Origin of the sequence: Gordonia pseudamarae (assembly GCF_025273675.1) — a bacterium.
Taxonomy (GTDB): Bacteria; Actinomycetota; Actinomycetes; order Mycobacteriales; family Mycobacteriaceae; genus Gordonia; species Gordonia pseudamarae.
The window spans coordinates 2754561-2768173 of record NZ_CP045809.1 but is presented as its reverse complement, the minus strand read 5'-3'; the positions used below and the strand labels follow the sequence as shown (position 1 = coordinate 2768173).

The 13613-nt window shown below is 68.0% G+C and carries 15 protein-coding genes; 12 read left to right on the top strand and 3 right to left on the bottom strand.

Translation table 11 applies throughout. The features are described 5' to 3' along the window. Window positions 1–21: 21 nt before the first annotated feature. From GII31_RS12215 to GII31_RS12205, 3 genes are all read right to left on the bottom strand, one after another. Complete coding sequence (locus GII31_RS12215; protein ID WP_213243403.1) at window positions 22–969, bottom strand: M56 family metallopeptidase; 948 nt, start codon at window positions 967–969, stop codon at window positions 22–24. Between the two features lie 83 nt (window positions 970–1052). Next, window positions 1053–1451 carry a BlaI/MecI/CopY family transcriptional regulator gene (locus GII31_RS12210; protein ID WP_260839957.1) on the bottom strand — a complete coding sequence of 133 codons (399 nt, stop codon included), beginning with the start codon at window positions 1449–1451 and terminating at the stop codon, window positions 1053–1055. 406 nt (window positions 1452–1857) lie between these two features. After that, window positions 1858–2835, bottom strand: coding sequence for an ABC transporter permease (locus tag GII31_RS12205; RefSeq protein WP_213243399.1), 978 nt, complete (start codon window positions 2833–2835; stop codon window positions 1858–1860). Between the two features lie 98 nt (window positions 2836–2933). Between GII31_RS12205 and GII31_RS12200 the strand changes: the two genes are divergently transcribed. The 12 genes from GII31_RS12200 (at window position 2934) to GII31_RS12145 (ending at window position 13602) form a co-directional block, all read left to right on the top strand. Continuing rightward, window positions 2934–3524 (top strand): TetR/AcrR family transcriptional regulator, encoded by a 591-nt coding sequence (locus GII31_RS12200; protein WP_213243397.1) that lies wholly within the window; start codon window positions 2934–2936, stop codon window positions 3522–3524. A 94-nt stretch (window positions 3525–3618) separates the two neighbouring features. After that, entirely contained in the window at window positions 3619–4059 is a 441-nt protein-coding gene (locus GII31_RS12195; RefSeq protein ID WP_213243395.1) for a PaaI family thioesterase, read from the top strand. Continuing rightward, window positions 4056–5309, top strand: coding sequence for an HpcH/HpaI aldolase/citrate lyase family protein (locus GII31_RS12190; RefSeq protein ID WP_260839956.1), 1254 nt, complete (start codon window positions 4056–4058; stop codon window positions 5307–5309). Before GII31_RS12195 ends, GII31_RS12190 begins: the two co-directional genes overlap by 4 nt. 148 nt (window positions 5310–5457) lie before the next feature. Next, window positions 5458–6117 carry an urease subunit gamma gene (locus GII31_RS12185; RefSeq protein WP_213243391.1) on the top strand — a complete coding sequence of 220 codons (660 nt, stop codon included), beginning with the start codon at window positions 5458–5460 and terminating at the stop codon, window positions 6115–6117. Between the two features lies 1 nt (window position 6118). After that, window positions 6119–7837, top strand: a complete 1719-nt coding sequence (locus tag GII31_RS12180) for an urease subunit alpha (RefSeq protein WP_213243389.1) — start codon at window positions 6119–6121, stop codon at window positions 7835–7837. Next, window positions 7837–8487, top strand: a complete 651-nt coding sequence (locus GII31_RS12175) for an urease accessory protein UreF (RefSeq protein WP_213243387.1) — start codon at window positions 7837–7839, stop codon at window positions 8485–8487. The genes GII31_RS12180 and GII31_RS12175 overlap by 1 nt, the downstream gene beginning before the upstream one ends. A gap of 37 nt (window positions 8488–8524) precedes the next feature. Next, window positions 8525–9250, top strand: coding sequence for an urease accessory protein UreG (ureG, locus tag GII31_RS12170; protein ID WP_213243385.1), 726 nt, complete (start codon window positions 8525–8527; stop codon window positions 9248–9250). Beyond that, the gene (locus GII31_RS12165) at window positions 9240–9944 is read left to right on the top strand and encodes an urease accessory protein UreD (RefSeq protein ID WP_213243383.1); all 705 of its coding nucleotides are present in this window, start codon (window positions 9240–9242) and stop codon (window positions 9942–9944) included. Before ureG ends, GII31_RS12165 begins: the two co-directional genes overlap by 11 nt. Window positions 9945–10196: 252 nt before the next feature. Next, the gene (locus GII31_RS12160) at window positions 10197–10949 is read left to right on the top strand and encodes a GntR family transcriptional regulator (RefSeq protein WP_246221842.1); all 753 of its coding nucleotides are present in this window, start codon (window positions 10197–10199) and stop codon (window positions 10947–10949) included. Then, window positions 10937–11164 carry a 4Fe-4S dicluster domain-containing protein gene (locus tag GII31_RS12155; protein WP_213243381.1) on the top strand — a complete coding sequence of 76 codons (228 nt, stop codon included), beginning with the start codon at window positions 10937–10939 and terminating at the stop codon, window positions 11162–11164. Before GII31_RS12160 ends, GII31_RS12155 begins: the two co-directional genes overlap by 13 nt. 75 nt (window positions 11165–11239) lie before the next feature. Beyond that, window positions 11240–12691 (top strand): ABC transporter substrate-binding protein, encoded by a 1452-nt coding sequence (locus tag GII31_RS12150; protein ID WP_213243379.1) that lies wholly within the window; start codon window positions 11240–11242, stop codon window positions 12689–12691. Next, the gene (locus GII31_RS12145) at window positions 12688–13602 is read left to right on the top strand and encodes an ABC transporter permease (RefSeq protein ID WP_213243377.1); all 915 of its coding nucleotides are present in this window, start codon (window positions 12688–12690) and stop codon (window positions 13600–13602) included. Before GII31_RS12150 ends, GII31_RS12145 begins: the two co-directional genes overlap by 4 nt. Window positions 13603–13613 lie beyond the last annotated feature (11 nt).

The window sequence follows — 13613 nt, the reverse complement described above, 5'->3', positions numbered from 1 at the left end:
GTACGGTGTGCCGTGGCCCGTTCAGGCTGCGGCGAACAGCCGTGACAGCTCGGTGAGCCAGGGAATCGCGACGGCGAGTGTCGGCACCACCAGGATGGCCGCCGCGGCGGTGTACGCGGCCGCGGACACCCAGCGCGGGGACTGCCGATCACGCAGACGATGCACCCGCGTGAGGGTGGTGGGTCCGCCGACGGCCATCGCGCCGCGCGGGGCGACGGCATCGGCGCAGGCGACCAGCGCGCGCCCGAGGGTGGTGGGGGTGGTGGCGGCGACGGCCTGGTCGTCGGCGAGGGCCTCGACCAGCAGTTCGACCGATCCGAGTGCCGACTTGCTGCGCACGAAGCGGGGAAACGCCTCGTGGAGGGCGATGAACGCCTCCAGGACGAGGTCGTGGCGCGCCCGCAGGTGGGCGCGTTCGTGGGCGAGGACCGCGCGCAGCTCGTCCTCGGATAGCCGGGCGATCACGCCCTCGCTGATGACGACGCGCTGACGCAGGCCCGGCAGACAGTAGGCCAGGGGCGTGTCGACGTCGATCATGCGCACATCGCGGTCGAACAGCGAGTTGGCCGCCGAATGGTCGCAGCGGTCGAGCAGATCGATCAGGTGCCGATGGGCGGCCCGGCGGGCGCGCGTACGGACGCCGACCCGGATGGTGGTGTAGAACAACCGCACACCGATGACCAGGGTGATGGCCAGGACGGTGACCGAGACGACCCACAGCGGCAATCCGATACGGTCGATCTCCTTGAGCGGATTGGTCGTGGGGGCACCGTCGGGACCGGGCTCGAGAAGGTTGGACGCGATCGCGAGGCCACAACTGAACGTAGACAGCACCGCGGCCAGGGCTATTGCCTGCCACAGAGTCATCGCGGCACGTGGCGCCTTGATCTGCCAGCGTGCACGGGAAAGTAGTTCCGCGGCGGGACAGATCAGGATCACGGTCACGACACCGAAGATCAGGGCGGTCATCGGGTCATCCTTGAGCTGTGTAAGGGAGGGCACGGTCGGCCGGTCACGTCAGTTATGTCACCGGGACGTCCGTGTGCACAAATCTAGCCTGTGTGATCGTGATCGCGTGCGGCTTCGAGCGCATCGAGCGCGTCCCGGAGCGCGGCGGCCTCCTCGGCACCGACCCGCCCGACGAACGACACCAGTGCCGCGTGCCGCGATCCGGGGGCGTCTGCCTCACTGAGCGCATCCACCATGAGGCTGGCCACGAGGTCTTCGCGCGGATGGGTGGGCACGTACTTGTGGGCCCGGTCATCGCGGATCTGGGTGACCAGGTTCTTCTTCGCCAGACGCTGCAGCACGGTCATCACCGTGGTGTAGGCGAGGGAGCGATTGCGTGACAGCGAGGCGTGAACCTGGCGAACGGTCTGCGGCTGAGGGCTGCCCCAGAGGGCATCCATCACCGCTCGCTCCAAGTCACCCAAACCATTCATCTTTCTCATGTTACTGCGTTCCTCCCTTGAAGCTTTGGTGTGCCCGCGGTGGTTGTCCTGCGCGCGGTCCGGATGGTGCGCGACGGGGGACGGTGCACCGTGTTGTTGTTGCTGGTCAGTCGGCCTTTCGAGCGATCTTGTCCGTGGGCTTGACAACCACGGTAAGGGTAGCCTACGTTAACTACAACGTCGGACCGCGCGAGAGTCCTGAGGGCTGCAGAGACCCCCGGTCCACGTCACGAAAGGCCCTACCTCTCCAACGAGAGGTAGGGCCTTTCGGTTCCCCACGAAGTGTTTTTCTCCCGCGCTGTGCGAAATACCACTCGCCGGAGTGTCCGCGACGCCGCTACGCCGGTGCGAACCTTCGATTCGGTGACTTGCGCCACATGTATCGGGGGCCGGTCCGTCTGAACGGTCAGGCGGGGACGTGCTCGGTGATCGGGACCGACTCCTCCTCGGGTTCGGGTGCGCGACCGTGCAGTAGGAGGAGGGCGAAGCCGAGCACCGCCCACGCAACCAGCACGACGTATGCGGCCGTCGATCCCGCGCCGTCGAAGAACGCCGCGCTCCGGGATGCGGTGCCTGCCGCCCCGAGCGGCAGCAGCTGACCGAGATCGCCCCACAGCCACGGCAGGTACTCCTTGGGCGCGGACACTCCGGCGAGTGGCATTCCGACCAGCATGAACACGGGTGCGGCGATACCGATCCCGGGCGGGCCGAAGACCGAGACGAGTCCGGCGATCGGCGCGGCGATCGCGAGGATGCCGAGCGCCAGCGCGAGCCATTCGAGTACGAAATTGCCCGACAGCACACCGACCCAGGTCGCGACGCCGATTGTGCTCGCCGCCACCGCCGCCGCGCCGATGGGCAGCGCTGCCGCGATGATCCGCCGGCGACGCCCGACGAGGACGGAGACGGTACCGACCGCGACGCCCGCGAGGAACACCGGCATCAGCATCGATCCGAAACCCATACCGCGCGGGTCGCCGTCGGTCGCCGGCGCGATGTCGACGGTCGTCGGCGTGGTACCGCTGCTCGCGGCGACGCGTTCGCCGATCTGGGTGAGCATGGTCGCCACAACGGGGCTTCCGCCGGTCGCGATCAGAGTCTGAGGCTGGGGGCCGACGACGAATCCGCCGTAGACGTCGCGGTTCTCGATCGCGCGGCGCAGGTCGTCCGCGGTCGGGTATGCGGTGACGTCGAATCCGCCGGGCTGCTGCTCATCGAGCGCGGCAGCGACGCGTTCGACGACCTGCTGTGAGCCGACCACACCGACCGGCAGGTCGTGCGGACTTCCCTTCGCCGCGGGCGTGATGAACATCAGCACCACGAGCGGGATGGCGATCGTGAGGCCGATCCCGATTCCGACCAATTTGCGGACAGTCGATGACATGCCGATCCTCCTTACATTTCAACATTCGTTGAGTGCCAAGGGTACGAGGAGGACGAAAGGAAGTCAACATACGTTGAAATAGGAGTAGAATCGTCGGCATGAGTTCGACGAATCCCCGCCGTCCCGGTCGCCGCACCGGCGACTCGACGACCCGCGACGACATTCTCCGAGCCGCCCAGAGTCTGTTCGGCAGCAACGGATTCAAGAACACTTCGATGCGGGCCGTCGCCGCGGAGGCAGGCGTCGACGTCGCCCTGGTCCCGTACTACTTCGGGAGCAAGCGGGGCCTGTTCGTCGCTGCCCTCGAGGTGCCGGTCGACCCCGTCGCGCAGGTGGTCCGCGCCACCCAGGGACCACGCGAACGCCTCGGCGAGCGGATGGCCGCCGAGTTCACCGCCGTCTGGGAGCACCCCGACACCAGCAGCGCGATGCGTGGTCTGCTGCGTTCGGTGATCACCGACGAGAGCGAGTCGAGTGCATACGCCGAGTTCATGTCCACCGAGATGGTGCCGCTCGTCGCCGAGTTGACCGGGGTCTCTCTGGAGACCGCGCGCGTGGCCGTCAGCATGCTGTTCGGCATGGCGACGATGCGCTACCTCATCGGGGTCCCGCTGTTCGTCGAACTGAGCCGCGACGAGGTCATCGCACTGTGGGGGCCGCACCTGCAGCGCGTGATCGACGCCGACTGACGGGCAGCCTGCGAGTTCAGCCGCGTCCCGCGACGCGCGGCGAGCGCCGGGGCGCCGTGATGACACCTGCGGGGAGCCGTGACAACCTGGGGTCATGAGTGAACAAACTGTGGACGACTTCCTGAACAACCCCGCGGCGAGCGTCGGTTTCGACGCACAGATCGGTCAACAGATCACCTCGGTCGACGCCGACGGCCTGACCGCGACGCTGGAGTTGTCGGGCAGGCACCACCAGCCGTTCGGGATTGTCCATGGCGGTGTCTACTGCGCGGTCGCCGAGTCGGCGGCCAGTATGAGCGGCGCGGTCTGGCTGCACCACACCGGCATCGGCGGTACGGCCGTCGGGGTCAACAACAACACCGACTTCCTGCGGTCGGTGAGCGAGGGAACCATCACCGTCCGCACCAGCCCCATCCACCGCGGCCGGCGCCAGCAGCTGTGGGCCGTTGATTTCACCGACGCCGACGGCCGGCCCCTCGCACATTCGCAGGTGCGGCTGCAGAACATCGAGCTGCCCGCCGACGGTGGTGAATGAGCGCCGGCGACAGCCTGCGCATCCTCGCCCCGGCGGTGCGTGGGCGCATCGATGATCTGCTCGGCCCCGTCGATGCCGACCTGGCCGCGTGGTATCCGGGAGATGATCCGGTGGGTCAGCCCGCGCACACGGTCTACGTGAGCGCAGCCGACGCGGGTGCCGGCACCGCACGCGAGTGGGGGGAGCGGGCGCTCGTGCTCGCCGCCGACTCCGCGCACGTGCTGGCCGAGCTCGCCGGCGAACAGGCCGTCGACATCGCGCTGGCCAGATTGCGCACCAATCCCATCGAGGACCTGCGCATCGACCTCGAGGACGGCTACGGATGGCGGCCCGACGACGTCGAGGACGCCCATGCCCGTGCCGCGGGACACACCCTGCGCGCGTGGTCGGCGGACGATGCGCACGCCCCGCGCAGCTTCGGCGTACGTGCCAAGGGCCTGGGCGCCGCCGAACGCGACCGGGGGCTGCGGACCCTGGAACTGGTGCTCGACGCGGCCGGCGGTATCCCGGACGGCTTCGTGTTCACCGTGCCCAAGCTGCGCGACGTCCGGCAGGTCGACGCCGTCATCGTGCTGTGCGAGGAGTTCGAACGGGTCCACGGCGTTCCCGCGGGCACGCTTCGCTTCGAGCTGCAGATCGAGATCCCGCAGGCGGTACTCGGGCCCGACGGCACCGCGACGCTGGCCCGCGCGATACACCGCGGCCGGCCCCGATTGTCCGGGCTGCACTACGGCACCTACGACTACAGCGCGGCCTGCGGCATTGTCTCGGCCCACCAGTCGCCGGCCCACCCGGCCGCCGATCACGCCAAGGCGGTGATGCAGGCGGCGGCCGCGCAGACCGGGGTATGGCTCAGTGACGGCTCCACACAGGTGCTGCCCACCGGATCGCCGGACAATATCGCCGCCGCGCTGCGCCGCCACCACGGGCTGGTGGTTCGTTCCCTCGAACGCGGCATCTACCAGGGCTGGGACATGCACCCAGGGCACCTGGTGACCCGCTGGCTCGCGGTCGTCGGGTTCTTCCGCGACGCCATGCCGGGTGCGGCCACCCGGCTGCAGGCCTACTTCGAACGCTCCGGCGGTGATGTCGCCGACGAGCCGGCGACCGCGATGTCGTTGTCGCTGGTGATCGAACGCGGCATCGCCGCGGGCGCCTTCACCTTCGGCGAGGTCACCGCGATCGCACCGCTGGTCACCGCACCGGCGCTCGGATCGCTGCGCGCCGGCGGGGGGGCGCTCACCGGCTGACCGGCGCGGAGCGAGCCGGGGTCACCGGCTCGCCGCGCCGATACCGTCGACCCGTGGCAGGATGGCGGGACCGAAGACGGCCCCACACGCCGATCGCCCACGATGGCACACGTCCTGGGCCACACGATGATGTTGAGGAGATGGATCTGTGCGCCTGTCGCCACATGAGCAAGAGCGGCTGCTGGTTTCCTACGCCGCGGACGTGGCCCGGCGACGACGGGCCCGCGGGCTCGCACTCAACCATCCCGAGGCCGTCGCGCTGATCACCGAGCACGTCCTGGAAGGAGCCCGCGACGGACGTTCGGTGGCCGAACTGATGACCTCGGGCCGCGGCGTGCTGACCCGCGACGACGTCCTCGACGGGATCCCCGAGATGCTGCACGACGTGCAGGTGGAGGCGACATTCCCCGACGGCACCAAACTGGTCACCGTGCACCGTCCGATCGACCCCGGGCCGGGGTCGGCGGTGATTCCGGGTCAGGTGATCGCCGAGGACGGCGACATCGAGTTGAACGTCGGTGCCGAGCCGGTGCCGATCACCGTCACCAACACCGGTGATCGGCCGGTCCAGGTCGGCAGCCACGTGCATTTCCCGCAGGCCAACGGCGCACTCGACTTCGACCGGACCGCCGCATACGGCCGGCGCCTCGACATCCCCGCGGGCACCGCGGTGCGGTTCGAACCGGGCATCGAGATGACGGTGACGCTGGTCCCGCTCGGCGGTACCCGCGAGGTCTACGGCATCTCGCTCGACGCACCCGGACGGCTCGACGCACCCACCAGCTCCGGTATCAGCGAGGAGATCTGACATGGCACTTCTCGGACGCGACCGCTACGCGCAACTGTTCGGGCCGACCACCGGCGACCGGATCAGGCTCGCCGACACCGACCTGCTGATCGAGGTCACCGAGGACCGTTCCGGTGGCCCCGGGCTGGCCGGCGAGGAGGCGGTGTTCGGCGGCGGCAAGGTGATCCGCGAGTCGATGGGCCAGAGCCGGGCCACCCGGGCCGACGGTTCCCCCGACACCGTCATCACCGGTGTGGTGATCCTCGACCACTGGGGGATCATCAAGGCCGACCTGGGCATTCGGGACGGCCGGATCGTCGCGATGGGCAAAGCGGGTAATCCGGACACGATGACCGGGGTGCATCCGAAGCTGGTCATCGGCCCTTCGACCGAGGTGATCGCCGGCAACGGCAAGATCATCACCGCCGGTGCCATCGACTGCCACGTGCATTTCATCTGCCCGCAGATCATGGACGAGGCACTGGGTAACGGCATCACCACTCTCATCGGCGGCGGCACCGGCCCGGCCGAGGGTAGCAAGGCCACCACCGTCACCCCGGGCGCCTGGCACCTGGCGTCGATCCTCGCGGCCACCGATCACTGGCCGATGAACATCGCGCTGCTCGGCAAGGGCAACACCGTCAGCGCCGCGGCGATGCACGAGCAGATCCTGGCCGGCGCCTCCGGCTTCAAACTGCACGAGGACTGGGGGTCCACACCCGCCGCGATCGACGCCTGCCTGCGGGTGGCCGACGAGACGGGTGTGCAGGTGGCCCTGCATTCGGACACCCTCAACGAGGCCGGTTTCGTGGAGGCGACGCTCGGCGCCATCGCCGGGCGCGGCATCCACGCCTATCACACCGAGGGAGCCGGCGGCGGGCACGCGCCGGATATCATCACCGTCGCCGGCTACCCGAATGTGCTGCCCTCCTCGACCAATCCGACGCGTCCGCATACCGTCAACACCCTCGACGAACATCTCGACATGCTGATGGTGTGCCATCACCTCAATCCGACGGTGCCCGAGGATCTGGCGTTCGCCGAGAGCCGTATCCGGCCGTCGACGATCGCCGCGGAAGATCTGCTGCACGACCTGGGTGCGATCTCGATGATCGGCTCGGATTCGCAGGCGATGGGCCGTATCGGCGAGGTGGTGCTGCGCACCTGGCAGACCGCCCACGTGATGAAGGTCAAGCGTGGTTCGCTGCCCGGCGACGGCCGCGCCGACAATGTCCGCGCCCGGCGTTACGTCGCCAAGTACACGATCTGTCCGGCCGTCGCGCACGGCTTCGACGACGAGATCGGTTCGGTGGAGGAGGGCAAGCTGGCCGATCTGGTGTTGTGGGATCCGGCGTTCTTCGGGGTGCGTCCCGATCTGGTCATCAAGGGCGGCGCGATCGCGTGGGCGGCGATGGGCGACGCCAACGCCTCGATTCCCACCCCGCAACCGGTGCTGCCGCGGCCGATGTTCGGTGCGGCGCCCAACGCCGCGGCGGCCACCTCGATCAGTTTCGTCGCCCCCGGTGCGCCCGGCGACCTCGCGGGGCGGATCGGGGTGGACCGGAAGCTGGTGCCGGTCAAGAACACCCGGAGTGTCGGCAAGGCCGATATGCCCGGCAACGATGCCTGCCCGCGTATCGAGGTCGATCCGGACACCTTCACCGTCCGGGTGGACGGCCAGGTGTGGGAGTCCGAGCCCGTGGCCGAACTGCCCATGGCGCAACGGTACTTCTTGTTCTGATGGTCGATTCCGAGCAGGCGCCGCTGGCGATGATGCTGAGCCTGGCGGATTCGCGGCTGCCGGTGGGCGGACACGTGCATTCGGGCGGCGTGGAGCAGGCCGTCGCCGACGGCGATGTGCGTTCGGTGGCCACGCTCGCCGATTTTCTGCGCCGGCGGGTGGAGTCCACGGGCCTGGTGGCGGCATCGGTGGCCGCCCAGGTTGCCGGCGGTGACCTGGATGTGCCGGGCGCACAGCGCGAGATGGATGCGCGCACCCCGTCGGGTGCCGCCCGCGCGGCGTCCTATGCGCAGGGGAGGGGCATGGTGCGTCTGGCAAAAAGGCTTTATTCGCAGCATGATTGGTCACAGCACAGTCCGGCCAGTCACCTTCCGGTGATCAGTGGATCGGTGGGGGCGGTGGCCGGTCTGTCGCCGCTGCGGACGGCGCTGGTGTTGGTGTACACGACGATGAGCGGTTCGGCGACCGCCGGTCAGCGGCTGTTGGCGCTCGACCCCGCCGACGTCGCCATCACGATCGCCGAACTGTCGCCGTTGTGCGAGCGGGTCGCCCGCGAGGCATGCGCCGGTCTCGCCGACCTGTCCGACCCGGTGTTCGATATCTTCGCCGAACGGCACGCGCGCCGCGATATGCCGCTGTTCATGTCATGACCCGCATTCGTCAACATCCGAAGGAGTCCGAACGCCCATGCCACCCCATCTGATCGACGGTGAGCCACACAGCCACGACCATGACCGCCCCCGTCGTCGCCGCGAACCGGGGGAGGCGCTGCGAATCGGCGTGGGCGGACCGGTCGGTTCGGGAAAGACCGCGCTGGTGGCGGCGCTGTGCCGGGAACTTCGGGACGAGTTGTCGCTGGCGGTGGTGACCAACGACATCTACACCACCGAGGATGCCGACTTCCTGCGCCGGCACGCCGTGCTGCCCGACAATCGCATCACCGCGGTGCAGACCGGCGGCTGTCCGCACACCGCGATCCGTGACGACATCACCGCCAACCTCGACGCCATCGACGACCTGATCGCCGCGAATCCGCCGCTGGATCTGATCCTTGTGGAGTCCGGTGGCGACAACCTCACCGCGACCTTCTCGACCGGGCTGATCGACGTGCAGATCTTCGTGATCGACGTGGCCGGTGGTGACAAGGTGCCGCGCAAGGGCGGACCGGGCGTCACCTATTCGGACCTGCTGGTGGTCAACAAGACCGATCTGGCCGAGCGTGTCAACGCCGATCTCGATGTGATGCGCCGGGATTCGGCGAAGGTCCGGGACGGGCGTCCGACGGCACTGATCTCGCTGACCGACGATCCGTCGGCGGGCGAGGTGCTGGCGTGGGTGCGTACCCAGCTCGCCGAGTACGCCCCGACGGCAGACACCCGGCCGGTCGAGGCACGAACGGCCGATGCTCACTGACGTCACGATCGTCGCCCGTTCCGACGCCTCTATCTACACCGAGTCCGTCGGCGGGTTCGCGGTACGCCGCACCGGCCCGTCTCGGATACACCTGATCTCCACCGCGGCAACACCTCTGGGCGGCGATGAGATCCGGGTCCGGGTGGTGGTGGAGGCCGGAGCGGTTCTCCGTCTCCATTCGGTGGCCGCGACCATCGCGCTGCCCGCGGCACACCGGGCCGATTCCGTGGCGCGGTGGGTGATCGAGGTCGAGGAGGGTGGCGACCTCGTGTGCGCGCCGGAACCGACCATCGTCGCCGGTGGTGCCCACCACACCACCACGACCCGCGCGCACCTGCATCCCGACTCGCGGATCGTTGTCGCCGAGCACGTGCAGATCGGCCGGGGCACCCTCGACGCCGGGGCCGAGGGCAGGTGGTCGGGCTCGCTGCGGGTGGACGCCGGTGACCATCCGGTGCTCCGGCACAGGCTGGTGCTGGGGCCGGAGGAGACCGGCCGCGGACATCGTGGACTGACCTCGACGTTCACCTACCCCGACGACCGGCCCGACGTGGTCTCGGCCAAGGAGTATGCGGCCCGACTGTGCCTGGCCGAGGTCCCCGGGCCGTCGGAGCGGGTGCGGACACCGACACTGACCACAGTGCTGGCCGACGGTGTTTCGGCTGCCAGACAAGTCACCGCGGCCCTCGGCTGATTTCGGCGCGCGGTGTGCCGCTCGACCGGTGCGCAGACCCTGCATCGGTCAGGCCGTCCGCCGCGGACAATTTGCGCGCCGTGATTCTATTCGGGCACCGGGTCATTGCGGTGGCGCAATGGGATTGCCGACGGCTGAACGCACAGGTCAACATCATTCCCGGCGGTCTCGCGATGGCGCATTGCCGGGAGGTCCGGCCGCCGGTTTCCGCGGTCGGGCGGAGGATGTAAAACCCTCGCTAATGTCCCAGTCATGCAGATGAGAACAACGGGGACCGGCAGGCCGCGCGCGGCCAATGCGCGCATGGTGGCCGATGTTCTGCGTCGGGGAATCCACGACGGGGACATCGCCGGATCCCTCGACGAACGCGCACTCATCGTCGACTTCAACGTCTCCCGGAACACGATTCGGGAGGCGTTGGCGATCCTGAGCGGTGAAGGGCTCATAGATCGGGCACCGCGCGTCGGCACGCACGTCGTCGCCCGAAAACTCGATCATGGTCTCGACGCCCTGCAAGGGCTCCAGGAGACTTTCGTACACGTGGGGGAGGTCCACAACGTGGTCCGCGTGGCCACCTTGGTCGACCCGCCGCGGGCGGTGGCCGGCAAGCTCGGCCTCGGCACCACGCAGGCGGTGTACATCGAACGGATCCGCCATCTCGACGACGAACCGATCAGCCTCGATGTCACCTACCTCGTTCCGGATCTGGGGATCCCGCTTCTCGACCACGACCTGGAGGCCAACGACGTGTTCGTGCTCCTGGAAATGATCGCGGGCGAAACACTGCACCACGCCTCGATGACCGTGGAGGCCATCGCCGCCGATCCGCACACCGCCGCCCAGCTGGAGGTCGGTTCCGGATCGCCGCTGTTGCTCCTGGAACGCCTCACCCATCTCGGTGCCGCGCGGCGGCCCGTCGATCTCGAATATATCCGCATGCGCAGCGACCGGATCTGCCTGCGCAGCACAGCCCAACGACGTACGGAGAACCAATGGCCCAGGTGAATTCACGTGTCGACGTGCCTGTCACGATCGACGAGTCCCTCTGTATTACCGGGTGCACACTCTGCGTCGAAGTGTGTCCGCTCGATTCGCTGGCCATCAATCCCGACAATGGCAAGGCCTTCATGCACGTCGACGAATGCTGGTACTGCGGACCGTGCGCGCTGCGCTGCCCGACCGGCGCGGTGACGATCAACATGCCCTATCTGCTGCGCTGACAGTTCCCGCGACACAGCCCGTCGCCGGCTCGGCCGACAGCTCACCTGTTCTTTCGCCCTACTCAAGGAATCACGATGGCTCCTACGAAGTTTCGTCATGCCCGTTTCGCCGTGGTGGCCGCGGTGAGCGCTGTTCTGTCCGGCACCGTCGCCGGATGTTCACTCGAGAGCACCGGCGACGACGGCGGTGACGCGATCACCGTCGTCGTCGGCTATCAGTCGAAAACGATCAACACCGTGACAGCAGGAACACTGCTGCGGGCCGAAGGACATTTTGAGAAGCGGCTCGATGAACTGTCATCGAAAACGGGCAAGCGCTACACCGTGACCTGGCAGGATTACGACACCGGCGCGCCGATCACCACCGGAATGATCGCGGGGAAGATCGACATCGGTTCGATGGGTGACTATCCGCTGCTGATCAACGGTTCCCGGGCTTCGGCGAACGACAGCACCCGCACCGAGATGCTGTCCATCACCGGATCCAGTCCCCGGGGCGCGCTGAACATGGTTGTGGTGCCCAAGGATTCGTCCTTCACCACGCTGGCGGATCTGCGTGGGAAGCAGATCTCGGCGAGTGTCGGGTCGGCCGGCCACGGCACTTTGGTCCAGGCATTGGACCGCATCGGCATCGACCCGGTCGCCGGGGTGTCGGTGACCAATCAGCAGCCGCAGGTCGGCGCGTCCGCGCTGGAATCGGGCAAGGTCGACGCACTGGCCCAGTTTGTCGCGTGGCCCGGTCTGCTGGTCTTCCAGAACAAGGCGCGTCTGCTGTACGACGGTGCCGAACTGGGTGTGCCGACGCTGCACGGTGTTGTCGCCGGATCGCGATTCGCCGCCCGGCACCCCGACGTGGTCGAGTCATTTCTGCGCGCACAACTGGACGCCACACAGTCCTTGGTCGCCGATCCGCTGGGGGCGGCACAGAAGGTGGCCGACGGAAGTGGACTGCCCCCGGAGGTGGTGTACATGTACAACGGGCCGGCCGGGACCGACTTCAATCCCGCGCTCAAACCATCGCTCATCGCCGCGCTGAAAGGCGACAAGCCGTATCTGAAGTCGATCGGCAGCTTCGAACGCGACCTGGACATCGATGAGTTTGTCAACGACGAACCGCTGCGCAGGGCGGTCGCCGACTCGGGCCAGGACTACGAGGCGGCACTGGTCGCGAGAACGAACGAACTCACCATCAAGGGACGAGACTCGTTGTGCAACAGAGAAGTGAACTCTTCCTCGGCGGCCGAACTGTGGCTTGCCGGCGATGCGCGCACCCAACCCGCCGCCGACCCGACCTGCCTGCTGAAGGCGGTCAGAGCAGCCCGTGACAACGGGCATACGGTGCGCGCGGCATACATCGTCGACCCGCGCCTGGGCACCCGCTGGTTCGCCGACAAGGCGGTTTGGTTGCGCGAGGGCGACCGATTCTTCGCCTTCACCACCGCCGACAGCGCGGCCGCCTACGGCTCGGAACATCCCGGGGCGGTCCCGGTGACCTACGAGGCCGCAATCGGGCAGGTCGCCCGATGAGCGCCCCGACCGTACAGTCGCCCACCGTCGATGTCGTTGTCGCCGGCAGCTCCGATACACCAGGTACGCCCCCGACGGTCTATCGCGGCAACACCCGGCGCCGTCCGGGACGGCTGCGGGAATGGGGTATCCGGGTCGCTGTGCTCGCCGCGGCGGCCGGTGTCTGGCAGTTCCTCACCGCCAACGACGTGGAGCTGTGGGCCAAATTCAGCACAGTGCCCTCGGTGACCGAGATCGCCGACGCGTTCGGGGCGAGCCTGTCGTCGGCCACCTACTACAAAGACGTGGCGCAGTCGGTGATCCGGATTGCCTCGGGCTTCGTGCTGGCCGTGGCCGTCGGCGTGCCGCTGGGGATCGCGCTGGGGCGGTCCCAGGCGGCGTCGCTGTCGCTGGGGACGCTCACCGAAGTCGTCCGGCCGATTCCGGCGATCGCACTGGTACCCATCGCGATTCTGATTCTGCCGACCGACGAGGTGGGCATCGTGTTCATCACGTTCATCGCCGCCTTCTTCCCGATCCTGGTGGCAACCCGGCACGCGGTACGTGCCCTGCCCACGATCTGGGAGGACTCGGTACGCACCATGGGCGGAACACGATCGGACGTCATCACCCGGGTGGTGCTGCCGGGAATCGCGCCCGGGGTATTCAGCGGCGTATCCGTCGGTATCGGTGTGTCATGGATCTGCCTGATCTCGGCGGAAATGATCTCCGGCCAATTCGGAATCGGATACCGCACATGGCAGGCGTACACGGTCGTGGATTACCGGCAGGTGTTCGTCGGGATGATCACCATCGGCGTCCTCGGCGCCCTCACCTCCGGCGGCATCGAACTGCTCGGCCGCCGCATCACCCACTGGCTGCCGAGGGCGGAGGAGAATCTCAATGAAGTTGTCAAGCCCCAGAGGGGGTGAGAATCGGAGGG